The organism is Caballeronia sordidicola (assembly GCF_001544455.2).
GTDB lineage: Bacteria > Pseudomonadota > Gammaproteobacteria > Burkholderiales > Burkholderiaceae > Caballeronia > Caballeronia sordidicola.
In genome coordinates, this window is record NZ_FCOC02000001.1 from 453,852 (window position 1) to 478,878 (window position 25,027).

Annotated in this window: 20 protein-coding genes and 1 riboswitch; of the genes, 9 read left to right on the top strand and 11 right to left on the bottom strand. The window is 61.2% G+C overall.

Annotated elements, in window-relative coordinates; translation table 11 throughout:
* Positions 1–11 precede the first annotated feature (11 nt).
* The 4 genes from AWB64_RS02005 to AWB64_RS30720 form a co-directional block, all read right to left on the bottom strand.
* Positions 12–644 (bottom strand): response regulator, encoded by a 633-nt coding sequence (locus tag AWB64_RS02005; protein ID WP_060817169.1) that lies wholly within the window; start codon positions 642–644, stop codon positions 12–14.
* 136 nt (positions 645–780) lie between these two features.
* The gene (locus AWB64_RS02010) at positions 781–1,374 is read right to left on the bottom strand and encodes a ferritin-like domain-containing protein (RefSeq protein ID WP_060816940.1); all 594 of its coding nucleotides are present in this window, start codon (positions 1,372–1,374) and stop codon (positions 781–783) included.
* Between the two features lie 151 nt (positions 1,375–1,525).
* Positions 1,526–1,687, bottom strand: coding sequence for a DUF1328 family protein (locus AWB64_RS30715; RefSeq protein WP_075643217.1), 162 nt, complete (start codon positions 1,685–1,687; stop codon positions 1,526–1,528).
* Between the two features lie 144 nt (positions 1,688–1,831).
* Positions 1,832–2,008 carry a DUF1328 domain-containing protein gene (locus AWB64_RS30720; protein ID WP_075643218.1) on the bottom strand — a complete coding sequence of 59 codons (177 nt, stop codon included), beginning with the start codon at positions 2,006–2,008 and terminating at the stop codon, positions 1,832–1,834.
* 212 nt (positions 2,009–2,220) lie between these two features.
* Here AWB64_RS30720 and AWB64_RS02015 point away from each other — a divergent pair, with 212 nt between their 5' ends.
* Both AWB64_RS02015 and AWB64_RS02020 read left to right on the top strand, forming a co-directional pair.
* Positions 2,221–3,627, top strand: coding sequence for a sensor histidine kinase (locus tag AWB64_RS02015; RefSeq protein WP_060817170.1), 1,407 nt, complete (start codon positions 2,221–2,223; stop codon positions 3,625–3,627).
* A 308-nt stretch (positions 3,628–3,935) separates the two neighbouring features.
* Positions 3,936–4,076: an entericidin A/B family lipoprotein gene (locus tag AWB64_RS02020; RefSeq protein ID WP_060816941.1), complete on the top strand. Its 141-nt coding sequence runs from the start codon at positions 3,936–3,938 to the stop codon at positions 4,074–4,076.
* A 66-nt stretch (positions 4,077–4,142) separates the two neighbouring features.
* On the opposite strand, the gene AWB64_RS02025 is transcribed toward AWB64_RS02020, so the two are convergent.
* Complete coding sequence (locus AWB64_RS02025; RefSeq protein WP_082850333.1) at positions 4,143–5,255, bottom strand: EamA family transporter; 1,113 nt, start codon at positions 5,253–5,255, stop codon at positions 4,143–4,145.
* A gap of 412 nt (positions 5,256–5,667) precedes the next feature.
* Positions 5,668–5,798: riboswitch (TPP riboswitch) on the top strand.
* Positions 5,799–6,027: 229 nt separating this feature from the next.
* Between AWB64_RS02025 and thiC the strand changes: the two genes are divergently transcribed.
* The 5 genes from thiC to AWB64_RS02045 all read left to right on the top strand — a co-directional run bounded on the left by thiC (position 6,028) and on the right by AWB64_RS02045 (position 11,287).
* Complete coding sequence (gene thiC, locus AWB64_RS02030) at positions 6,028–7,959, top strand: phosphomethylpyrimidine synthase ThiC (protein ID WP_060816942.1); 1,932 nt, start codon at positions 6,028–6,030, stop codon at positions 7,957–7,959.
* A gap of 274 nt (positions 7,960–8,233) precedes the next feature.
* Positions 8,234–8,446, top strand: coding sequence for a YMGG-like glycine zipper-containing protein (locus AWB64_RS02035; RefSeq protein ID WP_060816943.1), 213 nt, complete (start codon positions 8,234–8,236; stop codon positions 8,444–8,446).
* A gap of 213 nt (positions 8,447–8,659) precedes the next feature.
* Positions 8,660–9,088: a hypothetical protein gene (locus tag AWB64_RS02040; protein WP_060816944.1), complete on the top strand. Its 429-nt coding sequence runs from the start codon at positions 8,660–8,662 to the stop codon at positions 9,086–9,088.
* A 245-nt stretch (positions 9,089–9,333) separates the two neighbouring features.
* A complete protein-coding gene (locus AWB64_RS32490; RefSeq protein ID WP_279616243.1) occupies positions 9,334–9,465 on the top strand; it encodes a hypothetical protein in 132 nt (43 codons plus the stop codon).
* Between the two features lie 223 nt (positions 9,466–9,688).
* On the top strand, positions 9,689–11,287 hold the full coding sequence (locus AWB64_RS02045; RefSeq protein ID WP_060816945.1) for an L-lactate permease: 1,599 nt from the start codon (positions 9,689–9,691) through the stop codon (positions 11,285–11,287).
* 15 nt (positions 11,288–11,302) lie between these two features.
* On the opposite strand, the gene arfB is transcribed toward AWB64_RS02045, so the two are convergent.
* From arfB to recC, 4 genes are read right to left on the bottom strand one after another with little or no spacing between them, the layout of a single operon-like run.
* Positions 11,303–11,707 (bottom strand): alternative ribosome rescue aminoacyl-tRNA hydrolase ArfB, encoded by a 405-nt coding sequence (arfB, locus tag AWB64_RS02050; RefSeq protein ID WP_060817172.1) that lies wholly within the window; start codon positions 11,705–11,707, stop codon positions 11,303–11,305.
* Between the two features lie 5 nt (positions 11,708–11,712).
* Positions 11,713–13,695: an AAA family ATPase gene (locus AWB64_RS02055; RefSeq protein ID WP_060816946.1), complete on the bottom strand. Its 1,983-nt coding sequence runs from the start codon at positions 13,693–13,695 to the stop codon at positions 11,713–11,715.
* Positions 13,692–17,369, bottom strand: a complete 3,678-nt coding sequence (recB, locus tag AWB64_RS02060; protein WP_099050470.1) for an exodeoxyribonuclease V subunit beta — start codon at positions 17,367–17,369, stop codon at positions 13,692–13,694. The genes AWB64_RS02055 and recB overlap by 4 nt, the downstream gene beginning before the upstream one ends.
* The gene (gene recC, locus AWB64_RS02065; RefSeq protein ID WP_060816947.1) at positions 17,366–20,746 is read right to left on the bottom strand and encodes an exodeoxyribonuclease V subunit gamma; all 3,381 of its coding nucleotides are present in this window, start codon (positions 20,744–20,746) and stop codon (positions 17,366–17,368) included. The genes recB and recC overlap by 4 nt, the downstream gene beginning before the upstream one ends.
* 276 nt (positions 20,747–21,022) lie before the next feature.
* On the opposite strand from recC, the gene AWB64_RS02070 reads away from it, so the two are divergent.
* Complete coding sequence (locus AWB64_RS02070; RefSeq protein ID WP_060816948.1) at positions 21,023–23,515, top strand: FUSC family protein; 2,493 nt, start codon at positions 21,023–21,025, stop codon at positions 23,513–23,515.
* A 16-nt stretch (positions 23,516–23,531) separates the two neighbouring features.
* Here the strand turns inward: AWB64_RS02070 and AWB64_RS02075 are convergent, their stop codons facing one another.
* Entirely contained in the window at positions 23,532–23,735 is a 204-nt protein-coding gene (locus AWB64_RS02075) for a hypothetical protein (RefSeq protein ID WP_060817174.1), read from the bottom strand.
* Between the two features lie 121 nt (positions 23,736–23,856).
* Positions 23,857–24,333, bottom strand: a complete 477-nt coding sequence (locus tag AWB64_RS02080) for an Lrp/AsnC family transcriptional regulator (protein ID WP_060816949.1) — start codon at positions 24,331–24,333, stop codon at positions 23,857–23,859.
* 146 nt (positions 24,334–24,479) lie between these two features.
* On the opposite strand from AWB64_RS02080, the gene AWB64_RS02085 reads away from it, so the two are divergent.
* Complete coding sequence (locus AWB64_RS02085; protein WP_099050471.1) at positions 24,480–25,025, top strand: cysteine dioxygenase family protein; 546 nt, start codon at positions 24,480–24,482, stop codon at positions 25,023–25,025.
* Positions 25,026–25,027: the final 2 nt, after the last annotated feature.

Below are 25,027 nucleotides of genomic sequence, written 5' to 3' on the forward strand. Positions count from 1 at the left end.
CGGGCATCCTCCTACTCGATCAACCCGTTCTTGATGGCGTAATACGTCAGATCGGCATTGTTCGCAAGACGCATTTTTTCGAGCACCCGCGCGCGATACGTGCTGATCGTCTTAACCGATAAATGCAGCTCGTCCGCTATTTCTGTCGGCAGTTGTCCACCGGCGAGCTTGCAGAAAATCTGGAATTCGCGCTCCGACAATGTTTCGTGCGGACGCTCGGCAGCAGGTTTTTCCAGCTTGTCCGCGAGCGCATCGGCGATGAATTCCGACAGATATCTATGCCCGCGCGCAACCGTGCGAATGGCGCGCACGATTTCGTCGGGCGCCGCGTCCTTGTTCAGATAACCGTTCGCGCCGGCGCGCAGCAGATTGATCGCGTACTGGCTTTCCGGGTACCCGGAGAGCATCAGCACGCCCTGCTCCGGACGAATCTGCTTGATTACGCGCAACGTGTCGATGCCATTCTTATCCGGCATTGCAATATCGAGCAGCACCACGTCGAATGCGCTTTCGCGCACGAGCGCAATGGTCTCGTCCCCGGTGGACGCCTCGCCGGCCACTTCCATATCGGGTTCATCGGCGACGAACTGCCGGAACCCGCTTCGCACAATGGCGTGATCGTCCGCTATCAACACTCGAATCATCTGCGCTGCCCGCGGCCCCTTGGTATCGATTAATAACGACTCATTGTACTGACGACGCGCGGCGGGAATCATCCCGCCGCGCGTCATGTATTACTTCCGGTCATTGCTTCCGGCCGCCTGCAATCGAAATTCAATATCAGCCGTCAAGGCCGTCGAGCAGATCGGCCATGTCGTCAGCGTGCTCTTCTTCGACTGCGAGAATTTCTTCGAAGATCCGGCGTGTGGTGACGTCCTTCTCGCCCAGATATCGGACAATTTCCCGATACGTATCAATGGCGATGCGTTCGGCGATCAGATTCTCGCGGATCATATCGATAAGATTGCCGCCTTCCTTGTATTCGGAATGCGAACGCGAAGCCAGGCTTTCCGGCGCGAAATTCGGCTCGCCGCCCAACTGGACGATGCGTTCAGCGAGCGTATCGGCGTGTTCCTGCTCTTCGGTCGCGTGTTCCGCGAATTCGGTGGCGACAGCTTCCGAATGGATGCCCTTTGCCATGAAGTAATGGCGCTTGTAGCGCAACGTGCACACAATTTCAGTGGCAAGCGCGTCGTTCAGCAGCTTGAGCACGACTTCCTTGTCGGCGCCGTAGGTCGAGGTGATCGGACCATCGTCCATGTGCTGACGGGCGTCGGCTCGAATCTTTTCCACGTCCAGCACGAACGGATCGGACTTCTGACCCGCTTGATTCGACTGGACCGGTGCGGCTTTGACAGCAGACGATTTCGACATTGATGTACTCCAGATTGAGGGTTTTGCGTTCAGCGACTGACGGATACCGAACAGATATCGGGGCTTGCAGATGGCCGGGGCAGATCGTATGCGGCGCTCTTTTCCTCGTCCGCATACGGCGTGCCTGGTCTTCATCGAACGTGACCGGTCATCACGTTCGGAACACGCCAAGCAACAAGGTCACGACAAACACCACCAGGAAAATGTAGAACAGGATTTTCGCGATTTCAGCCGCGCCAGCGGCAATTCCTGTAAATCCGAACACTGCGGCAATAATCGCAATGATGAAAAAAATGACGGCGTAATGAAGCATGGTGGCCTCTCCGTCTGGACGAATTTTCAGGCTTCGGACTGCTTTGCCTGACAGGGCGCGAACGGAACGCTTCAATTGAGCGTTCCATCCAACCCACAAACCGCATAAAAAAATCAGCGGGCAAAACCAAAGGAACGCGCGTCGCTAATCGACTATTTTCTTTGTCACCACAAAGCCGAGCACGAGGAACACAACGCACAGGATCAGGAACAGCACGAACAGGAACTTCGCAATGCTGGCCGCGCCCGCTGCAACGCCGGTGAAGCCGAGCAAACCCGCAACGACGGCGATAATGGCGAAAAACAGTGCCCACTTCAACATGATCGCTACCCCAAAGAGTTGATTACTAACCGGATGGTAGCGGCGGCTCCGCTGACTTCCATCTGGACGCTGGCCGTTTTTGTTGTAGGACAGCGCCGACAATTGCTTTCAAACGTCTTGGATTGCTGCGTTTCGTATTGATCGGTATCGATTCGAAGGCCTTGCATCGGATTGAAAAGCTACACTGGCTGCATGAAAACACGACGATCCCTATGACTTCCTCCTTGCATGATCGCAGCGCAGCGAGTCCGCCCCGGAACGTCGCGCGCCACGCCGCCCGGCTCAACCTGCGGATCAACGGCTGGATGCGCCGCTGGAGCTGGGCCGTCGCAATGACCGTGGCCATTGTGATTACGGTCGGCGGACTCGTGATCCTCGAGTCGGGACGCATGCGCATTGCGGCGGAATACGAGACCGCGCTCGAAGCCAAGGGCGCGACCACGCTGCTGACGGCGCTGAATGGCGATATTGCGTCGCTCAGCGCCGACGGACGGGCGCTCGCTTCGGCGCCGGACGCGGCGGCTATTGCAGATTACAAGGCTGCGGCAAGCCGCATTCGCAGCGCGGTGACGTCGCTTGACGCCTATTACCGCCGCAAGGCCGACGACACCGCGCTCGCCAGTTTCCAGCAACTCAGCACGATCCTCGATACCCGCATCAATGCTGGACCGACCGCGCAGGCCGCCGCAAATCCGGACACGCTCGCGCCCAGCCTTGCCCTGTTGCGTCTTAACGAAGAGCGCCGGGCGCAAGCCGCACTCGAGGCAAGCCGCGCCGACCAGCGTATCTCCACCTTCTGCGTGGGCGCGTTGTGCGCGCTGAACATCGTGTTGTTCCTGCTGCTGTTTCGCAACCTTGGCATTCAACTCGACAAGCAGGATCGCGTGCAGCAAAAGCTGATTACGCAACAGGAAGAACTGGATCAACTCGTGTTCGAGCGTACGCGGCAACTCGAAGCGCTCGCCTGGCATTTGCAATCGGTGAGTGAAAACGAGAAGACGGAACTCGCCCGTGAACTCCACGACGAACTGGGCTCCATACTCACCGCCAGCAAGATGGACGTAGCCTGGGTCAACAACAAGCTGAGGAACGTGAAGCCCGCGATAGAACCCGCGGTGGCCGAAAAGCTCGGCCGCGCGCTGGCCAATCTGGATCAGGGTATTGCGTTGAAGCGGCGGATCATCGAAGACATGCGGCCTACCGTGCTCGCCAACTTCGGCCTCGTCACGGCGCTGCGCACCCTTGCCGACGAAACTGCGCAGCGCACCGGCTGGACGCTGGAACTCGCCCTGCCCGAGGACGACATCAAGCTCGGCGAAGAAGTGGAAATCGCGTTGTTTCGCGTCGCGCAGGAGTCGCTGACGAATGCAGCGAAGTACGCACGCGCATCGCGTGTTTCCATCGCGCTGGCGCTGGATGAGGAGCGTGTGTCCATGCATGTTGCGGACGACGGCGTCGGTATTCGCCCGCAGGATTTGCTGCGCACGCATACGCATGGGCTTCTGGGCATGCGGCAGCGGGTCAGCGCACGCGGCGGGCGCATCGAGATAGAGCGGCGTGAGCCGCACGGCACGGACATCCGCGTGACCATGCCCCGCGTGCGCAACTTTGCGCAGTAATCGTTCGCGTAGGAGTGCGCCGACATCGGTTGCAGAGCGCTCCTACACAATTAAAACATTCGCGCCTACAGCCTCGCGACTGGCAATTTTTTAAGATTCTTCAGACCGGTGCGGTCGATGGAAACTGTCCAGCCAATAATTGATTCAGGCGAAGACGTTTCGTGATCGGTCGTAACCAAAAGCCACGATGTATTTCGCTGGAACGCGCTTTTTCATCAGCGCGGCGTGGCGGGGATTCGAACTTCGGGCATGTGCGGCATACGCCGCAATGCCCATATCAATCGCAGCATACTCAAGGGGAATTGCTCATGACTCGACTCATCGCTTTGTTGCTGATCGCAGGAACCGCCGCGCTTGCAGGCTGCAATACGACTGCTGGCGCTGGCCAGGACATCTCGAAGGCCGGCAATGCAATCACGAATTCGGCCGACAAGCACAACCCCGAGTAATTGAAACGCGTCCGGATGCATGAAAAAGAGCCTCCCTTGGGAGGCTCTTTTTCATGCATCCATGTGTCAAACCAGCCCGCGCCTCTTGTAATCGAACCAGAACGACAAACCCACGCTAGCAAGGATGATCAGCGTCGCCATCACCGTCCATTTCGTGATTACCTCGCCCAGGAACAGCGCGCCGATCACCACGGCCACGACCGGATTCACGTACATGCAACTGCTCGCGATAATCGGGCTCGTGTGGCGAATCAGGTACGCATAGGCCACGTAGGCGGCCATTGAACCGACCAGCATCAGGTAGAGATACGACAGGAACGGCGTGAACGCCATGCTCACGATGCGCTCGCCCGACACCCATGCAACGATTGTCGCCATCAGGCCGCCGAGCCCGATTTGAAGAGCCGTCGACACCAGCAGGTCCGAAGGCAGCTTGAGCCGGCTCGCAAGATGAGAGCCGCCGGCCCAGAAGATCGCGCCGCATAGAATCGCGAGACTGCCGGCGGTGGAACCGGACGACGGATCGCCGTGATTCAGCAACGCAATACCGACCAGCCCGAGCCCGACCGCGACCCATTCGCCCTTCGCCACCTTGCGCCCGGCAATCGCGGCGATCACCGTGGCGAACAGCGGCACGGTCGCGACCATGACAGCGGCTGTTCCGGTTTCGACGGTCCGCATGCCGAACGCGAGCATCCCGCTGGATAACCCCACGAGCAGCGTGCCGACCAGCGCCGCATTGCGGACTTCCGCAGCCTTTGGCCAGACCGGATTGCGCCGCGCGGCGAAGATAAACAAGCCGATTCCGGCGAACAGGTTGCGCAAGCCGGAAAGCATCAGCGGCGGAAAGGCCTCCAGCGACAAGTGCACGGCCATATAGGTCGAGCCCCACACCAGATAAACCACGCACAGTGCAAGCGCGATCCTGCCGCCGCGCGTTGCCGGCAGGCGGAAAGGGAAATAGCCAGGAAGATTGAATGGCCGGCGCGGGCGGACGTCGATTCCTGCTTGCGGCTGCGTTGCGCCGGGCGGGAACGCATTCGTCTGTATGGCGTCCGGCGTTTGTGCGTCAGTCGCTGGCTGCGGGAACGGCAACACCTCCGCCGAAGCCTGCGGCGTGGGCGGAATGTATTGCGGGGACGACGAGGACGACTGCGGCGGCGGCAACGACGTAGACATCCGTTACTCCGTACCAACAGCAAAATTGGCTGGCCAGGCGGCCAAGCGCGAGAAAACGCCCGGGACAGCGTTCAGGACAGCCGGAACCGGCCCGGCCGGCAACCGGTGAACCGATGAACGGCACGCATGCCGCCTGGACATCGCGGCAAAACGGGCAAGGCAGAACAACATGTCGGAAGCAGCAGAAAAGGGTCGGGCATCACCATGCCGAAGCTCGATACCAGCTTGAAAACCGGCGCGAACCGCCGCGATCAATGGGCCCGGGCCGGACAGCACGAAAAAAATCCATGCGCATCCGGGAAAACACCGTGGCCGCCACGCGGTGGACGCTATTATGCAGTAAGCGCAGTACGCACACGCGAGAACGTTACAGATGGTTGCCAACTCGCTACGCCGAGGTGTATTGTTGCGGCTGCTAACGCGGGGGTCCTGCGCTGCACATCGCAATCCGTCTGTCTGGATTGTCCGTGTGTCGCGGGTGAGAAATACCCTTTGAACCTGATCTGGATAATGCCAGCGCAGGGAAGCGTTCGGATTTTGCCGCGCCGGGGTCTTTTCTCTTCTTCTCGCGCATCCTCGCCGAATCCGCCGCCTCCTCTCTCTGCTTTTTCTTCGGTCTCCCGTAGCTAGCGTTTGATCCAGCCGTTTTTCGTGCGTCGTGCATCTGTATGCATTCACGCCGGCGGCTGGGAACAGCCGTCCCCGCAACCATCTGCATGGGACCGGAGTCAGGCGCGCACGCGCCAACTCCGGCCGACACAGGAGAAACCGCATGAATGCCAACCCGAAATTCCTGTCCGCCGACGCCGTCGTCGATGCCGCCGCCATCGCGCCGCTGCCCAACTCGCGCAAGATCTATGTGACGGGTTCGCGCCCGGACATCCGCGTGCCGATGCGCGAAATCACGCAATCGGACACCAACGAGAGCTTCGGCAGCGAGAAGAACCCGCCGGTCTACGTCTACGACACCTCCGGTCCCTACTCCGACCCGCAAGCGCACATCGACATCCGGTCGGGCTTGCCGGCGCTGCGTCAGTCGTGGATTGAAGAACGCGGCGATACCGAATCGCTGAGCGGTCTCTCAAGCGATTTCGGCCGTGAACGCGCCGCCGATCCCGCCACGGCCGACCTGCGTTTCAAGGGCTTGCACCGCACGCCGCGCCGCGCCGCTGCGGGCAAGAACGTCACGCAGATGCACTACGCGCGCCAGGGCATCATCACGCCGGAGATGGAGTTCGTCGCGATCCGCGAAAACCAGCGCCGCGCCGAATATCTCGAGTCGCTTAAGAAAAGCGGCCCGAACGGTGAAAAACTCGCCGCGATGATGGGCCGCCAGCATCCCGGCCAGGCGTTCGGCGCAAAGGCGTTCGGTGAAGGTGCGCCGAAGGAGATCACCGCTGAATTCGTGCGCGAGGAGATTGCCCGCGGACGCGCGATCATCCCGAACAACATCAACCATCCGGAAAGCGAGCCGATGATCATCGGACGCAACTTCCTGGTGAAGATCAACGCGAATATCGGCAATTCGGCGGTGACGTCGTCCATTGGCGAGGAAGTCGACAAGATGACGTGGTCGATCCGCTGGGGCGGCGACACGGTGATGGACCTCTCCACGGGCAAGCACATTCATGAGACGCGGGAATGGATCATCCGCAACAGCCCGGTGCCGATCGGGACCGTGCCGATCTATCAGGCGCTCGAAAAGGTCAACGGGAAGGCCGAAGACCTGACGTGGGAAATCTTCCGCGACACGCTGATCGAACAGGCCGAACAGGGCGTGGACTACTTCACCATTCACGCGGGCGTCCTGCTGCGCTACGTGCCGATGACCGCGAACCGCATGACCGGCATTGTCTCGCGCGGCGGTTCGATCATGGCCAAATGGTGTCTCGCGCACCACAAGGAAAGCTTCCTGTACGAGCATTTCGAGGACATTTGCGAAATCATGAAGGCTTACGACGTGGCCTTCTCGCTTGGCGACGGCCTGCGCCCGGGTTCCATCTACGACGCCAACGACGAAGCCCAGCTCGGCGAACTGAAGACACTCGGCGAACTGACCCAGATTGCGTGGAAGCACGATGTGCAAGTGATGATCGAAGGCCCGGGCCACGTGCCGATGCAACTCATCAAGGAAAACATGGATTTGCAACTTGAATGGTGCGACGAAGCGCCGTTCTACACGCTCGGACCGCTCACAACGGACATTGCGCCGGGATACGACCACATCACGTCAGGCATTGGCGCTGCGATGATCGGCTGGTTCGGTACCGCCATGCTGTGCTACGTCACGCCGAAGGAACACCTTGGCTTGCCGAACAAGGACGACGTAAAGACCGGCATCATCACGTACAAACTCGCCGCGCACGCCGCCGACCTGGCGAAGGGTCATCCGGGCGCGCAGGTCCGGGACAACGCGCTGTCCAAGGCGCGCTTCGAATTCCGCTGGGACGACCAGTTCAATCTCGGCCTCGATCCGGACAAGGCCCGCGAATTCCACGACGAAACCCTGCCGAAGGACTCCGCCAAGGTCGCACATTTCTGCTCGATGTGCGGCCCGCATTTCTGCTCGATGAAGATCACCCAGGACGTGCGTGAATATGCGGCGAAACAAGGGGTATCGGATGTCGAGGCGCTGAAGCAGGGCATGCAGACCAAGGCGATCGAGTTCGTGAAGAAGGGCGCGGAGATTTACCAGCGCACGTAAGAAAGACGCGTGCCTCAACGCTGACGCTCAAGCCTGCTCCGGGCTACGTAAGAAACGGCCTGCCATACGTTGCGTGTGGCGGGCCGTTTTAGATTGGCACGCGCGCGATTTGGCTAATGTCTGCGGAATACGGCGATCAGGCACTGTTTCTGCTTAATGATTGAAAGAATCGGCAGAAACCAGTCTCGTCGTCCGGGGTGGACGCAAGACCGGAGCGAGCCGTTTCCGCAACACCCTGTCACATCTTCGTGGATCATCGATTTGGAGAGTTGAAATGGACAAGATCAAACAGATTGGCGCTGCTGCTCTCGTTGTCGCACTTCTCGGCGGCCTGTCTGCCTGCGATCAAATGAGTACCCGTCAACGCGATACAGCCATCGGCGCCGGCGTTGGCGGCGTTGCGGGCGCGGCCATTGGCGGCAATGCGCTTTCGACTGTCGGCGGCGCCGCCGCTGGTGGGATTATTGGCAATCAGGTCGGCAAGTAAGCCTGAGGAGACGGTTCTTCGTATCCGCCGCGCGGCCTGCTTCCCTATAGGCGGCCGTGCGCCCTTTCCCGCAAACCCTTCACGATATTGAAACACGTCGAAATATTGGCATCTGCGTGAATGCTTCCCCGCATTTCTTCGATGCGCTAGGCTCCTGATACCAGTCATTGTTCTTCCGAACATCGCGTTTCGACGCAACCCAGGAGTGGCATCATGAACCCGAAGCTCGCAGCCGCTGCCCTTGTTGGCGCTTTGAGTCTGAGCGGCTGTTATTACGTCCCTTACGGTTATTATCCGACGGCATACCCCGCTTATCCCGGCGCGCCCTTGGTCAGCACAGCACAAACGCAGCGAGAAATTCCCGTTGCGCCCAACGGCGCTTCCGATGCGGCGGCCGCGCAGGCATATGACAACGCTCAGGCCGACACGCAAGCCAACGCTCAATCAAGCTCCGGCACATATGCCGTCGCTGCGCCCCCGCCCGTGGTCTACGCGCCGGCCTACTATCCGAGTTACCCGGTCTATGCGCCCTACCCAGCGTATTACGGTTATCCGTATGGCTATGGTTATGGTGGCCCCTCGGTGTCGATTGGCTTTGGATGGTGGGGCGGCGGCGGTGGGCACGGTCATTACCATCACTAAGTAACGGGTAATTCAAGTGCTGCATTAGCACCCTTGCATTACCCACCTTCGTATTACGTACCCTTTACGCAATCGATGTAAGGCTTTCACACAGGCCCCGCTGCAGCAGCGCGGCCTGTTTTGTTTGCAGAAAGCCTTTCGCTCGCCAAAGCGCCTTGTATGTCATTCGGCTTGATCTGGCACGTTTTTGGCTTATGCCACCCACGAAAGCGCCGCGTTGCGCGCTCTGCCAGGGAAATCCTCATATGCTTGTCTTCGCGCTGATCCTGCTCTGGCTTGCAGCTTGTCTCGGCGTGCTTTCTGTCTGGGTACTGCGCGATGCGTCGGCGGACGACGTCTCGCCGACCAGCCCTGCACGCGAACCGGCCGGTCGCTGAAGCATTAGGGCATGGGTATTCATTCCTTGACCTCTGTCCACATCGCTCTATTCTTAGTCGATGCACATTAGGCGACCGCTTACTTAAGGTTGCTTGCTTAAGGTCGCTTGCTTCAGGCCAATTTGCCTAAAGCGTCCAGAGGCGCTGATGTCTGAAACCGCAATACCGATCGCCAGAATCGGGACCGCTGCGCCTTATTCACAATAAAAACCAGGAGACTTTCATGTTTCATCAGATTCTGACGCCAGTCGGCGGTTCGCTCGGCTGGTCTTTTCTTGTGGCGGCGTTGCCCATCGTTGTAGTGCTCGTGTTACTCGGATGGGCGCGCAGGCCCGCGTGGCAGGCATCGCTCGCGGGACTCATCGTTGGAATCGTCGTGGCGATTGCCGTATGGCATTTTCCAGTGGGACTGGCGATCGACTCCGTGGCGGCAGGCGCTGTGTTCGCCGTCTGGCCCGTGATGTGGATCGTCTTTGCGGCCATCCTGCTCTATAACATCGCGCAGCGCTCCGGGCGCTTCGAAGCGTTCCGCACGTGGATGATCGATAACCTGCCGAACGACCGCCGCATCGTGCTCGTGGTGATCGGTTTTTCTTTTGGCGCGCTGCTGGAAGGCATTTCCGGGTTCGGCACGCCGATCGCGATCACCAGTTCATTGTTGATCCTGCTCGGCTTTCCCACGCTGGAAGCGCTGACCTTCACCCTTATCTTCAACACGGCGCCTGTCGCATTCGGCGCGCTGGGCGTGCCGATCACCGTGCTCGGCGCTGTTACCCATCTTCCGACCGACGCCTTGGCCAAGATGGTTGGCCGCCAGTTGCCATTCTTCGCGCTGCTGCTGCCGTTCTATGTGATTGGCGTGTACGCGGGCTTTCGCAACATGCTCAAGATCTGGCCCGTGCTTCTGGTAGCCGGCGGGTCATTCGCGCTTACGCAATTTGTGACGTCGAACTTCATCAGTTATTCGCTCACCGACGTTTTGTCGTCGCTTGTCTCGCTCATCCTCACCATTGCGTTCTTGCGCGTCTGGAAACCCGCGCCGGACGAGCGCTTCGCCGTGAACGTGGACCGCGTCGCCCAGACGCGCGGGAAACTTTCCGGTGGGCATGGCTGGGTGCCGTGGATTGTGGTGTCGGTGGTCGTGATCGTGTGGACGGTCGCCAAGATCTTCATGATCGGCGATGTAAAGGTCGCCTGGCCTGGACTCGATAAAGCCGTCTTCATCACGCTTTACAATCAGCCGTACGCCGCAATCTGGGATTTCCAGCCGCTCGCCACAGGCACGGCGATCCTGGTCGCGGCGATCATCACCGCGTTGATCGTGCGGCTGCCGGCGCGTGAGTTCGGGGCATCGATCGCCGACACATGGATTCAGACCCGCATCGCCATCCTGACCGTGGCGACGATCGTAGGCCTCGCGTACCTGATGAACTACTCCGGCATGAACTACACGCTTGGCCTGGGCGTGGCGTCGGTAGGCGCGTTTTTCCCGCTGGTATCGGCGTTCCTGGGTTGGGTCGCCGTGTTCCTGTCCGGCAGCGATACATCCGGCAATGCGCTATTCGGCAACTTGCAGGTGGTCGCGGCGCGCCAGCTCAATCTCAACCCGATCCTGATGGCGGCGACCAACTCGTCCGGCGGCGTGATGGGGAAAATGATCTCGCCGCAAAACATCTCGACGGGCGTTGCCACAACCGAACTCAAAGGCAAGGAAGGCGTGGTGTTCGCGAAGACCTTCAAGCACTCGATCCTGCTGACTGTGTTACTCGGCGTCCTCGTCTGGCTGCAGCAAAACCTGCTGACTTGGATGATCCCGCATTGAAGGCTCTCTGGCGTCTTACTCCCCGACCACTCGGCCGCGCGTCGCCTTGACGGCGCCGCGGCGCACTTTTCCCTCCACCCTTCTCACCTGCGATGCACGCGTCGGTTTTGTCGCGACGCGTGTACGCCGGACAATACTCACGCGCTGGACCATCTCGTCGAGCCGCGCGAGCGCGGCGGCGCGATTCATGTCCTGCGTCCGGTGTTCCTGCGACTTGATGACGATCACGCCGTCGCGCGTGATACGGCTGTCGCGCAACGCGAGAAGGCGCATCTTGATGGCTTCCGGCAGCGACGACGCGCGGATGTCGAAGCGCAAGTGGATTGCGCTCGATACTTTGTTGACGTTCTGGCCGCCGGCGCCCTGCGAGCGCACGGCGATCAACTCGACCTCGTTCGGCTGGATCGCATGACCGATCACATGATTCACGATGCTGCCTCCACAATGCGCGCAGCCAGACCCGAGTCACGCCGCGTTGGCGTCTGGACGGCCTGTGCAAACACGGCCGCCGATCCAATCACGTCCACGCGGCTGCGCGCCCGCGTGATCGCCGTATAAACCAGTTCCCGCGACAATACCCGGCCAAAAGTGCTCGGCAGCACGAGCGCAGCGTGATCGAACTCCGAGCCTTGCGATTTGTGGACCGTCAGCGCGAAGGCCGTGTCGTGAGGCGGCAAGGCGGCGGGCGAGATGGCGCGCAGCGTCCCGTCGGCCATGCGGAAGCAGACCTGCATGGCGCCACTCGCCGTTGGCAATGCAATGCCGATGTCGCCATTGAACACACCGAGCGCATAGTCGTTGCGCGTGACAATCACCGGGCGTCCCGCGAACCATTGCGCGCCCGCCCCCAATGTCACCGATGCCGCGGCCCTCACCCACGCCGACACGCGAGCGTTGATTTCATCGACACCACGCGGTCCGTGGCGCGTTGCTGCAAGCACGCGAAACCGGTTGAGCGCATCGAATAGCGGCGTCGCGTCACTACCTGCTGCAAGCGCTTGGGCGAGCGCGCGGGCGTAAGGTTCGAATCCGGCGTTCAAGTGCGCGAGCGTGCGGTCGGCGAGATGCTGCCCAGAATCCTCGATAAGCGTTGCAGTGCCCGCTTCCGTCAACGTGGCAAGTGCTTCGTCCACCGAACCGCCGCGAATGGCAACCGACAATCTGCCGATATCCGACTCCAGTCCGAACCGGTAGTTGCGCTGCAGCCAGACAGCACAATCGGTGAGCGGGCTTTGGATTTCCGCCATAACGACAGTGGGCGCGGGCGGTTGCCACTTGAGTTCAGCATAGGCATCGCCCTCGGGAACCAAATAACCTGGTTCATCGAACCATGCGGGTTCGGGGTCTGGCGTGAATGGCGCCCGATCTTCTTCAGCACCGGGCAACTCGCCGATAAACCGCTCCACCGGCGCCCCCAGCGCTGTGGCAATCCGCGCGGCGGCGGCCTCGCTGAAAACCGGCCGCGCGCTCAATTCCGCGAACACCGCACCCGCTTCCACGGCCGCCAACTGGTCTTTGTCTCCGAGCATGATGAGCCGCGCATCCGGCGCGACCGCTTCCAGAAGATGCGCCGCCAGCGCGACGTCGATCATGGATGCCTCGTCGATCACGATTACGTCGAACGGCAACGGATTGTCCCGGTGATGACGGAAGCGCCCGTTCGTCTGCGTGCCGAGCAGCCGCTGCAATGTGAACGACGTGTTGGGCAAGCGCGCGGCGATCTCTGGCGGCAGACCGCCGGCGCGCTCGGCCAGCGCCTCCTGCATGCGCTGCGCCGCCTTCCCTGTCGGCGCGGCAAGTGCGACACGCAAGGCGGGGTTCTGATCGAGCAGACAGGCAAGCACGCCAACGACCGTGGTTGTCTTACCGGTCCCGGGGCCGCCGCTGACGATGGTCAGGCGCCCCGATAACGCCACCAGCGCCGCCACGCGTTGCCAGTCGATGCCATTGTCCGGACTCTTCGAAGCCGCGAAATATCGCCCTATACGCGCTTTCAGTTCCTCCGGCGCGACCGCGGCGAAATCGGTTCGCGACCGTTCGACCAACGCCTGCGCGAGCCGGCGTTCATAATCGAAATAACGCGCGAGATAAATGCGCTCGCCGGAATCGATAACAAGCGGCAGAAGGTCTGCCGCGACTTCCTTGCCATCACACACAACGCCGCTCGCAAGCAAGGCCGCACGCACAGCGCCGGGCTGTTCGCCGTAGCGCCGCGCCAAGGCGCCGAGCGCGATGCATACGTGGCCTTGTGCCGTCGCCCGGCTGACCGCGAACGCCGCACGCTGCGCCCATCGGGTATGGTTCGCGTCGGCCTGCAGGCGCTTTGACAGCATGCCGATCCTGCGGGCAAACCCATCGGCGAGCGCCAGGCTTTCGTCGGGGATCAGATTCAGATCTGGCGCGTTCATGCGGCGACTCCCTGCATCAGGCGGTCGAGCGCCTCGATCAGTTCAAAGGACGGCCTGCCGGCATGAACTCCCGCGGGTTCGCCGCCATCGCGCCAGTGTGGGCGCACGCCGCGAACAAACAAATACAAATAGCCGCCTATGTGCCGCTCGAACGCGTAATCACGCAAGCGTAAGCGCAAATAACGATGCAACGCGACGACGTAAAACAGCGCCTGCAAATGGTACGCATGCGAAGCCATTGCAGCGGCAAGCGACGCCGCGCCGTAATCGGCCGGTGTCAGGCCCAGGTGATTCGACTTCCAGTCGACGATCCAGAAGCACCCTTCGTGTTCCACGATCAAATCGATAAAACCCTTCACAAAACCGCGCAATGTCGCGGCTTCAAGTGCGACATCGGGGAAACCATGCGCCACGAGCACACGGCGCAACGCCGCGAAGTCCAGCGATTGCGCCGGGAACAGGAACTCGAGTTCGTTCATGCGCCGTTTCGACGGAATCATGTCGAGGCGCATGCCCGGCACGAGTTCGGTCGAGACCGTGTCCGCGAGCAGACGCGACATCATCAAGGGGAGATCGGTGTCCGGCGCGTCGAAGACGGAGAGCGGAACCGGGTGTTCGTGAAGCGCGTCCTCGATTGCTTTCGGCCACTTTTCAGGGTCGGTGAAATCCGCGAGTTCATACATCCGGTGCAGGCACTCGCCCGCCGATGGTCCACGCGGAAACGCGAGGATATCGTCGGGATCGAGCTGAACTGGCGTTTCGGGCAACGGAGGTTCGGAAGAAGCAATGTTGTCGATACGGCCATCGTGGTCGGGGCGTTCATCGGCGGATTGCGGCTGATTCGATTCCTCGCGCGCGCCGGCCGCGATCATGGAACTGAAGCTTGCGGTCCGCCAGCTATCGCGCAACACACGCTGGCTTGTTCGAGGCTCGGGCGCAAAGGCGGAATCGCGGCGCACGACCAACGGCTCCCGAATATCGATAACCGGCAACGGCTCGACCGAAATCGACCCGGTCGCAAGCGCTTGCCAGCCGCCGATCACGTCGGCCTCTTCGGGCGGGTCGGAAAGCCAGTCGCTGAACTCCCTGCCCGCGCCCGCCACCAGCCAGTTGAGCACGCTGCGCCGCGATTCCTTCGCCGACTTGCCGATCAGATACACCCCGCCCACCACGTAGCATCGGTACACCGCACGCGTCAACGCCACGTACACAAGCCGTGCGCGTTCGGCCGCCTGCTCGCGCGTGGCGAGCCCCGAAGCACGTTCGCCTTCTTCATCCGTGTAGCCGTAATGCAGGATTGCCGCGCCTTCGTCGTGATACTCGCGAGCGTCGGGAAGTCCCGACGAAGGCGGATCACGCAACGCGCCGTCGTTGAGGAATGGACAGAACACTACAGCGTATTCAAGACCCTTCGATTTATGCACCGTCACGATCTGCACGAGATTGCGGTCCGACTCCAGCCGCAATTGCGCGTCCTCTCCACCGCTCTGCTCGGCACGCTGCGCGGCGAGCCAACGCAAGGTCGGCGCAATGCCCGGTTGTACCGCGCCGCGAGCCTGGATCAACTCGGCCAGATGATTGACGTTGGTCAGCCGCCGTTCGCCGTCCGGACCCACGACCAGACGCTGCGCAATCCGCAACTCGCGCGCGAGCGTGCGCCACATGACGGCGAAGCCGCGCTCGTGCCACAGCATGCGATAACGCGAGAACCGTTCGACCCAGCTCATGGCGTCGGCGGAATTTTCCACAGTCTCGCTATGCTCCATGTTCCACAACGCGGTTGCGTCGAGTCCGAGCCAGTCGGTTGCGAGCGCGGCGCGCAAACGCCGAAGATCGCCCGGGGTATCGATAGCCGCCAGCACGCGTTCAATCTGCTCGGCGTCTAGCGTGCCGAACACCGATGCCTGCGCCAACTCAACGCTGCCCACGCCCCAGTTTGCAAGGACACGCTTGACGAGACTTCCCTGCCGATGCGTCTGCACAAGCACGGCGATCTGCCCCGGCGACAACGGCTTTTCGCCGATCATGACTTCGCCATTCTGGGCACCACGCAACAAGCGCACGATTTCCGCCGCGCACGCCTCGGCAGCCTGACGATTTGCGTTCGTCTTGGAGAGCACCGAGTCGCCTTGTGGCAAGAGCCACACGCAAAAATCGGCGGTATCGGAATAAGCGGCTGAAGCGGTGTTGTCGATCAACGGCTCGCGCTCGCGCGTCCCTGCGCGCACTGGCTGATAGGTCAAGCCATCAAGAATGAACGCTGCCGGATTGGCGCTGAAAATGCGATTGCAGGCGTCGATGATCGGCGCCGTGGAACGCTGGTTGACCGCAAGTGTGTATCTCGCCGTCGCCTCCTCGCGCGCCTTGAGATATGTATGCAAATCCGCGGCGCGAAAACTATAAATGGCCTGCTTCGGATCGCCGACAAGAAATAGCGGACCCTGCGGCGCAAAAATCGTGTTGAAAATGGCGAACTGCAGCGGATCGGTATCCTGGAACTCGTCGATCAACGCAGCCGGGTAGCGGGCACGAAGGGCATCGGCGAGCCACGGGTTGGCCTCGAGCGCCTGATACAGATTGGACAGCAAATCGTCGAACGACACCACGCGGCGCGTGCGCTTTCGCGCCGCCAATTCGAGCGGCGCGTAATCGAGCCATTCACGCACGATCCCAAGCCACGCCGCGCGCTGCGCCGCTTCCGCGGCGGCAGCGGCCGCGGCGAGCGTCTCCGCATGGTCGAAGAACGCATGCGACGGCGGCTCGTTCTTTACCTTTGTGCCTTTTTTCAGCGCGCTTGCCGTCAGTTTCAGCGCTTCCTTTGGCGGTGCGGCGTGACAGTCGTTATCGGCGAAATAATCGGACCATGCGGCAATCGCAGCATCGATCAGCGCACGCTTGTGCGTGGTCTTGCTGAGCTTCGCTTCGGCATCCACCAGCAATTGCACGATCGCCTCGCGTTCCGCATGCCATAGCGCGCACGCGGTATTGAACAACGCCCGCGCATCTTCTCGCGCGCCTGTCTCCAGTTCTCCCCAGCGCAGCGCGGCCAGCGGCTTTTTCAAGCGCCGCGAAAGCTGCGCATCAAGCGACGCTGGCCCCGCGCCCCGGCTCACGAGCCACGCGGCGAACGACGGATCGTGCGCCGCTGCAGGTTCGACCCGCTCACGCCAGAAGTCCGCGGCCATTTCGAAACGCAGCGCGCTGTCGTCGGCTTCCAGTTCGAATGCGAACGGCATGGCCGCAGCGAACGGCGCCTCCTGCAACGCGCGCTGGCAAAACGCGTGGATGGTGTGGATGGCGGCTTGATCGAAGGTATGCAGCGCGATCTGAATACGCTTGAGCGCCTCTTCAGGGTCGACGCGCTCAAGCGTGGTTTCGAACAGGCGCTCAATGAAAGCGTCCCCTGCCGAATCACCGGTTCCCATTGCATGCGCGATCTGTACAAGCCGCGAACGGATGCGCTCGTGCAACTCGGCCGTGGCCGCTTTCGTGAACGTCACGACGAGAATGGCGTCGGCGGCAAGCTTCTTTTCAAGCAGCAGCCGCACATACAACGCGCAAATATTCCAGGTCTTCCCCGTTCCCGCCGATGCTTCGATCTGGTTCACGCCGTCGAGCGAACACTCGAAGACATCGAGTTCGGCGGCGGCCAGTGTTGTTTGCTTGTCCATCATGCCTCGCTCCGCACGTGCTGCATTAGCGGCTCGAAAACGACACGAGCCAGCGTGGCGAAGGTTTCATCGAGCCGCAGCTCAGCGCCGCGAAATGCAATGCGTAACGCGGGATCGTCCGACTCGCCGCGCGTTCTATCCGATATCCAGACGCCCTGCGCCTTGGACTCGCTTTCAGCCACCCATGTCCACGCGGTCTTTGGAAAAAACCGCAACGGCAGGCGACGTCCCGCACGATACAACGCCGTGAGCGTGGCGAGATGCGAACAAGGATCGGCGACTGGCGTCAGTTCGAAACCGCTCGATTGCGCGCCGCGTCCATGCCATACGGTACGTCGCGGCCCATCGGGCAATACCGCGCAATAAGCCAGATGCGCAAGCCATGCGCTGAGATAATCGCGCGCACGCGGCACGTCATATCGGTAGATGATCTGGCCTTCGTCGGTCAGCAAGTTCAACGTGCCGTGAAGTTGGATTGGCTGCAAGGCGTCGGCTTGCAAAGCCGAGTCATGGCGGCCGAACAGTTCGGCATTGGGCCAGCGCGGCTTGATATCGAGGCTATAGGGTAAGCGCGCAGCGCCCTCCCCAGTCGCAATCCGCACGCGATTGGCAAGCGAATGCAAGGCCCCGATCTCACGAGATTGCCATACGCCACCTGTCGCGCCGCCCGGCATTTCAGGACTTGCACGCGCGACACGACGCGCACGCTCGAGCGCACGGGACTCGCCATCGGGGGTGAGCGCAAGCAACGACGGCAACACGCGATCAGCAAGCGCGGAACGGCCGGGATATTCGAGTTCGAACGGTTCGGTGTCGCCGAGTTCGGTTTCCGCGTCGAACAGCGCGATGCCAAGACGATCCCGCAGGATCGCGCGCGCCGGATGACGCCAAAAACGCTCGAAGTCGTCGAAGGCGATGGGTTCAGCGTCTTCCGGTGGCAACGGAACGCTGAAGAACCTGACAGCCGGTTCAGTCCTGCCGAGCGCCAGCGTTCGCGCGAGCTCAGCCCGCTCCGGCTCGTAGGTGAACAATGGCGCACTGAAGTACTCAGGTGCGAACGGCTGCAGCGGATGCTCGAACACGAAGCGTCTGCGCGCCGCTTCAAGCTCTTTTGGTGACGCGCTTTTGCCCGCCACTGTCTCAGCAAGATGATCGAGAAGTTCATCGATCAGCGCCGCGGGCGGCAACGTTGCGTTGTCGCGAATGCTGCGTCCGGTATAGGCGATCATCAGGCGATCGCGCGCCGACAACAGCAAATCGAGAAACAGGTTGCGTTCGTCGTCGCGGCGCTGCCGATCGCCAAGTTTGCCGAAACTCGCCATCAGGTCAAACTCGTCGGCGCGCGCGAGACTCGGCAACATGCCATCGTCCATGCCGAGCAAACAGATCACCCGATACGGCAAGCCACGCAAACTCGTCAACGACGAAAACGTCACACCGCCCCACGGCACACCGCCACGCGCGGCGTCGTCGAGCGCATCGGCAAGCGCGGTGCGCAGCACGTCGGCGGAGATTTCGGTTTCCGCAGCGCCTTCGTTCATGGAAAGCATCAGTGAGTCGAGCGTTGCGCGGACATCGGCGACTGAATCGGCGAAAGGCAGACCGGCGTCGAAGAACTGCGTGAGCGCTTCAAGCAAGGTTTGCGTCCAGGCTGACGGCGTGCGCGATATGGCGACGCTTTCGGCGAATGCATCGATATCGTCAATAAACCGCGTCAGTCGCCCGAGCAACTCCGAATCTGATCCATTCGCACCCTCGACAGGAAGCCATTCGTCCACAGGAGCGCCGCCATCAGGCAGCGCATAACCGAGAAAGAGCCTTGTCAATGCATCGGAAAACGTATGACGGGCAGCGGGAACGTCTGCGCCGCTAACGGCCGAAGGCGCAAGACCGCGCCGCGCGCCCGCCGCAGCGAGCCATGTCTGGGCGGTCTCCAGCGCGACGGAATCAATGCCGTATCGCGCGGCCACCGCATCCACCCGCAACCATTCGATCAGTTCGGGCGCACCCACGCTGCGCTCCGGCAGCGCGAGCCACTCGAGCAGCACCCGCGCGACCGGATTTGCCTGCGATGGCGGCAAGCCCGTGATGCGGTACGGAATACGCCGACGTTCTCCCGCAGCGCCGGCGGGCGAGGTGCCGAACACGCCATCTATCAACGGCCCTGCCGCCGCGAGATCCGGAAACGCCACGAGCACGTCGGACGGCTGAAGCCCCTCTATCTGGTCGAACCAGCCAAGCAGACGGTCGTGCAGCACTTCAAGCTGGCGCGACAGACTGTGGCAGACATGAATCTCGATCCCAGGTTCGAGCGCATGGTCGGGCGCAGCCGGCTCGCCAAGGTCGAGAATGGCGTTCTGCACGTGCGCAAGCCAGGTTGGCGTTGCATTGTGCTCGAAATGACTGGCCTCCCGCGATGCCGCGCTTTCCGTCAACTCATGCAGCATATGCAGTTGCGCCTGCGTCTGCCGGCCCCATTCCGCGAGCAGCGGATGTCCAACCTGCTGAAAATCCAGCTTGCCCGCAAGTTCGAGTTGCTCGACTCGCGCTTCGCTCACAATGTCGAACCAGAACTCGCGGCAGGGATTGATGGCGTAGACACGCACGTCGATCCAGCGTGACAGTTCGCGCAACAGGGCGATATGCAGCGGCGGCATGGTCGGCAATGCGAACACGCTCACGCGCTCGGGCCATTCGGCCTTCATCACGGCGTCGAGATCGAGCTTCGGCGATTCAGTCAGGAACTTGTATGCAGGCGGCGTTGGATCGCGCGCGCCGGTGTCTTGCGCGAGATCGGCAAGAAGCGCCCGCCATAACTCGGCCTGCCAGCGTTCGTCTTCCCGCTGAATCGCGCTCGCGTTCGGCAAGCGCGGACCATTTGCTTCGAGCGCGCCGCCAGCGGCCGCCAGGATCGACCCGCCTGCCTGCCAGTGCAGCAGCCATTCAGGCCGATACGTCAGGTAGTGATCGAACACCGTCGCAATCCGGCGCGCGAGTTCATAGCGCATGGAATCGTCGGCGGCGTCCAGATACGCGTGCAACCGCGACGAACGCTCGGGCGCGGCCTCCGCCATTGCACCAAGCAGCCGGAAGCAGCGCCACACCAGCCGGTCTGGCGCGAAAGGCGAATGCTCGGGCACGGGCAGCACACCGCCGATTCGCGCCCACAGCCACTGCGCCAGATAGCACAGGTCCACGTTCGCGCAAATCCCGAAACGCGTCGCCATGTCGAGCTCCAGCCGCCGCCGCACCGCGGCGCTCGGCACGATGACGGTCTGGCTTGCGAAGGGATCGCCGTCATTCAGCGCGAATGCGGCAACGTCGTCCAGCAACGCCTGAGACAGCGTTTCATGACGGTTCGAATAGAAAAGTTCGAGCATGGATCCTGCTAGTTCAGCGTGAAAGGCAACGGCTCGTTCGGCAAAAGCCAGGGACGTGTCGCGAGGTGAAACGACAGGATAGCAAAGGCCGTTCTCCGCGACGATTCGGCTGAATGGCCTAGGTTTCGATGCCACCGAGTTGGGTTAGACTCGAAGCCACAATGAAGCCGGGCCGAGCGCCAAGTGGCATACCGGCACTACACCGGGCCGCATCCACGTCATGAACTTACCCGATTGACACCACTGAAACGGCCCGGGCAGCAAAATAGGAAGTCGATGCGTTACTCGCTAGAAATCAGAAAATTTATTTATAGCCAGTATTTTTTCGGCGGCTTGCGTATCGCGCTGGGCGTCTCGCTGCCGGCCGTCATCATGCTGACCGTTTTTCACAATCGAGAACTCGGGTTCACGATTGCGACCGGCGCATTGGGCGCGTGCGTGGTGGACATGCCGGGTCCGCTGAAGTACAAGCACAACGAGATGCTGGCGTGCACGGTGATCGGATTTTTATCGGCGCTTGCCACGGGCATCGCGAGCGCGAATGTGGTGACGCTCTGGCTGACCGTCGTGCCGCTCACGTTTGTGTTGTCGCTGATCGTGGTGTACGGAAACCGCTGGCCGCAGATCAGCTTCGCCACGCTCTTCATGATGATCGTGACGCTGGAAGATCATTTCACGCCGATGCAGGCGCTCATCAATGCTTCGTGGATTCTGGTCGGCGGCCTCTGGTACACGTACTGGGCCACGCTTGTCAGCCGCTGGCTGGTCTATCGGATCGAGCGGCAGGCGCTCGCAGAAAGCGTCTTCAGTTGCGCCGAGTATCTGCTCGCGCGCGCGGACTTCTACGATCTCGACGCCAACATTGACGAGTGTTATAGAAAGCTGATCGAAAAGCAGATTCTCGCGGTCGAACGCCAGGACGCGGCGCGCGACATCGTGCTGCGCAACCTGCCGAAACTGCGCAGCGGCAAGCTCGATCCGCGCCGCGCAATGCTCTTCAACCTGTTCATCAACGTGGTGGATCTGCACGAAATGTTCGTGGGCGCACACACCGATTATCCGCTGGTGCGCAACACGTTCGGCGGCGCGGACATCCTGATCTTCTACCGCGACCTCATGCGCAAATCCGCGCTCGATCTCGAAGACATTGGTCTTGCTGTGCTTCAGAACCGTCCGGCGCGCCCGAAAATCAACGTGAAGGCGGAATTGCGCGCAATCGAATATGAGCTTGACCAGATGCGCAAGCATGAGGTGCCGCAGAAAAATCCCGAGGCGTACTCAGCGGTGTCGTCGGCATTCAGACGGCTCTGGAGCGCAACTCGCCTCATCGACAAGATGCGGCGTCATACACGGCACGATCCCGGCATCACGGAAACCGAGATCCGGGTCGATCCCAAACTGTCACGCTTCGTGTCGAGCCGGCGCGTGCCGTTCATGCAGATTTTCTCGAACCTGACCATGTCGTCGCCGAGCTTTCGCCATGCGCTGCGTGTGACGATTGCTGTTGGCATCGGCTTCTGGATCGGGCGGCTGCTGCCGCTGACCAACGCGTACTGGATCGTGATGACCACCGTCATCATTCTCAAGCCGGGTTATTCGCTGACCAAACAGCGCAATGCCCAGCGGATCGTCGGCACGGCCATTGGATGCACGGCCTGCGTCGGGCTGATTTTCGCGGTGAAGGACCCACATGTGCTGCTCGTGGCCATGTTCGCGTGCATGGTGATGAGCTATAGCCTGCTGCTCTTCAACTACACAGCGAGCGTTGTGTTCACGTCGGCCTATGTGCTGCTGATGCTGCATTTGCTCGCGCCGGGCGGGATGCGCCTGATCGGTGAACGTGCAATCGATACCGCCGTGGGCTGCGCCATCGCCATTGCCGCGAGCCACCTGTTCCCGTACTGGGAATACCGGCTGATGGGCAAGCAGGTGCACGACATGATCGGCGCAATGCGCAACTACCTCGAAGCAAGCTGGTGGTGGACCGGGAAGCCTGCGGCGCAAGCGGAACTAAAGAGCGCGGCGAATGGAGCGAATGCACCTCTTTTCGCCGATGCCAATGCGGCCACTGCCGAAGCAAGCACTACGGCGCTGGCAAGGGCAGCGGTGCCGGCTTTGGCATTGACCGAGCAGGATGGCAGTGCGTCAATGACCGCGCCCGCAAACGAAGCGGGCGCCACTGCAACGGCCACCTCCAAAACCAAACCGGTTAGCGGCGAAAGCACCGCCGCGACTGCTCAATCGGGTGCGTCGGCGGCAGCGGCCGAGGCTGCGTCCGCTCTCGACAGCGATTTCCGCTACCGGCTTGCACGCAAGAACGTGCACATCGCGTTCGCGAATCTTGGACAGGCGTTTCAACGCATGATGCTCGAACCGAAAGCGCAGCAGAAATTTGTTCCCGAGCTAAATGACCTGCTCGTGCGCAGCCATGTGCTTGCGTCCCAGATCACGGCCGCGGGGCCGCTACTGCAATCCGTGGGGAAATCCGCGGCGGGCCACGCCGCGCAACCGGTTCAACGGGCACTGACCGTGATTCGCGACAATCTGACACAGGCGCAAGAAGGCGTACCCGCGCCCGAGGATCAAGCGGAGCAATCGAAGCAACTGACGGTCGAACTGGATTCAATGGTAGTTGGCGCGGAACGGGCAGAAGATATTCCGTTTGACGCCGTGCAGGACCTGAAGCTGCTTGCTCACCAGTGCAAGCAAATGCTGACGGCGTCGTTTCTGATTCGCAAGAACGCGAGCCTCATCAATTTGCCCGAATGACCCGCGGACAACGCATTTATTGCGACGCGCCCGTGGCGGGCACGGCGGGCACTGTTGTACTGGACGCCGGCGTTGCGTTCTCGTGCTCGTAGTCGCGTTTTTCACGGATCGCGTTGAAAAACAGCGTCCCGATCACGAGCAGCACTACGACCACAATAAGAATGCTGATCGCGAATGTGGGATTCCTGCGCTTCGGGCCGTGGCGGCGGTCATCGGTCATGAAAATCGAGGCTCTGGTGGTTTGGACGAAGCGCACGATCTTACCCGAGGCTGATTTCAGATGGATTGCGGCGCCCGCGCCATAAATCTCATAAAACCGGGCCCACAGTGCCGGCGCCCAGTCAATTACCGGTAAGTCCAAGCGGCGGCCTGACGGGCAGCGCGGTGGAATATTTGATCTGTTCCATCGCGAAACTCGAACTCACGTCATATAGCGGAATGGCTCGAATCAAGGACTTGTATACGCGGTCATAGTCATCGATATCCGACACCACCACGCGCATCAGGTAGTCCGTTTCCCCGCTCATCCTATACACCTCGACCACCTCGGGAATATCCCGCACGGCGCGCGTGAATTCTTCTGCCCAGGTCTGCGTATGCTGGTTGGTTTTCACCGCGACGAACACCGTGGTTCCCACGCCCAGCTTGCGCGGATCGCACAAGGCGACCTGCGCGCGTATCACGCCTGCCTCCTTCAGCCGCTGAACGCGTTTCCAGCATGGCGTCTGCGAGAGATTCACCCGCGTCGCCAATTCCGCGATGGGCATGGTGACATCCTCTTGCAGCAGTTCCAGCAACTTGCGATCGATAAGGTCCATGCCTAGAGCCGCCCTTGTAGGAAATTATTCTACTTTTGCCCAACTTCACGAAATTATATGGAAACTTTTTTCACGAGCAAACCGGTATAAATAAGCTTCCGACGAATGCAGATTTACTGCCCCTTATCCCGACCGGATCTCGCGCCATGCCTCTTATTCCCGACATCGTCAACATGGAATCGCCGCTCACGCAGTTGTCTCATGCGCTCGACGCCGCGTGCCACCTCGATCCAGCATCACCGCACTTCATGCGTCACGTTCGCGCGGCACTCACGAAGTTATCCGTGGAGCCGGGGCTCTTATCGGCCGCGCAACGTCAAAGCAGCGTCGACGGCTACACGCGGCATCTGCTGTTCGCCGATCCGCTTGGCCGCTACGCCGTCGCCGCCCTCGTGTGGCGCGCCGGGCAGATGAGTCCGGTACATGGCCATCACACCTGGTGTGCCTACACGGTGGTCGAAGGAACATTGACCGAAACGCTGTTCTCATGGGACGCCGACGCACACCGCGCCGTCGAAACCCGCCAGCACGAGCGGGCTTGCGGAGCCGTTTCAGTAGTGGGAGCCGGACGCGGTGCGATTCATCGCTTGGGGAACGCATCGGCGGGTCGGACCGCCGTCTCCATTCATGTCTATGGCGTAACGGGCGCGCAAATCGCAACGCACGTGAACGACCTCTTGCAAGCTGCCTGAGA

Bases quoted from the DNA above. Each gene is read 5' to 3' on its own strand.
- AWB64_RS30720 (WP_075643218.1), bottom strand. From the start codon at position 2,008: ATGTTGAAGTGGGCACTGTTTTTCGCCATTATCGCCGTCGTTGCGGGT.
- recC (WP_060816947.1), bottom strand. From the start codon at position 20,746: ATGCTCGAACTTTTCTATTCGAACCGTCATGAAACGCTGTCTCAGGCG.
- AWB64_RS02040 (WP_060816944.1), top strand. From the start codon at position 8,660: ATGAACCCGAAGCTCGCAGCCGCTGCCCTTGTTGGCGCTTTGAGTCTG.
- AWB64_RS02075 (WP_060817174.1), bottom strand. From the start codon at position 23,735: ATGACCGATGACCGCCGCCACGGCCCGAAGCGCAGGAATCCCACATTC.
- AWB64_RS32490 (WP_279616243.1), top strand. From the start codon at position 9,334: ATGCTTGTCTTCGCGCTGATCCTGCTCTGGCTTGCAGCTTGTCTCGGC.
- recB (WP_099050470.1), bottom strand. From the start codon at position 17,369: ATGATGGACAAGCAAACAACACTGGCCGCCGCCGAACTCGATGTCTTC.
- thiC (WP_060816942.1), top strand. From the start codon at position 6,028: ATGAATGCCAACCCGAAATTCCTGTCCGCCGACGCCGTCGTCGATGCC.
- AWB64_RS02010 (WP_060816940.1), bottom strand. From the start codon at position 1,374: ATGTCGAAATCGTCTGCTGTCAAAGCCGCACCGGTCCAGTCGAATCAA.
- AWB64_RS02015 (WP_060817170.1), top strand. From the start codon at position 2,221: ATGACTTCCTCCTTGCATGATCGCAGCGCAGCGAGTCCGCCCCGGAAC.
- AWB64_RS02045 (WP_060816945.1), top strand. From the start codon at position 9,689: ATGTTTCATCAGATTCTGACGCCAGTCGGCGGTTCGCTCGGCTGGTCT.
- AWB64_RS30715 (WP_075643217.1), bottom strand. From the start codon at position 1,687: ATGCTTCATTACGCCGTCATTTTTTTCATCATTGCGATTATTGCCGCA.
- AWB64_RS02020 (WP_060816941.1), top strand. From the start codon at position 3,936: ATGACTCGACTCATCGCTTTGTTGCTGATCGCAGGAACCGCCGCGCTT.
- AWB64_RS02025 (WP_082850333.1), bottom strand. From the start codon at position 5,255: ATGTCTACGTCGTTGCCGCCGCCGCAGTCGTCCTCGTCGTCCCCGCAA.
- AWB64_RS02085 (WP_099050471.1), top strand. From the start codon at position 24,480: ATGCCTCTTATTCCCGACATCGTCAACATGGAATCGCCGCTCACGCAG.
- AWB64_RS02080 (WP_060816949.1), bottom strand. From the start codon at position 24,333: ATGGACCTTATCGATCGCAAGTTGCTGGAACTGCTGCAAGAGGATGTC.
- AWB64_RS02055 (WP_060816946.1), bottom strand. From the start codon at position 13,695: ATGAACGCGCCAGATCTGAATCTGATCCCCGACGAAAGCCTGGCGCTC.
- AWB64_RS02005 (WP_060817169.1), bottom strand. From the start codon at position 644: ATGATTCGAGTGTTGATAGCGGACGATCACGCCATTGTGCGAAGCGGG.
- AWB64_RS02070 (WP_060816948.1), top strand. From the start codon at position 21,023: ATGCGTTACTCGCTAGAAATCAGAAAATTTATTTATAGCCAGTATTTT.
- AWB64_RS02035 (WP_060816943.1), top strand. From the start codon at position 8,234: ATGGACAAGATCAAACAGATTGGCGCTGCTGCTCTCGTTGTCGCACTT.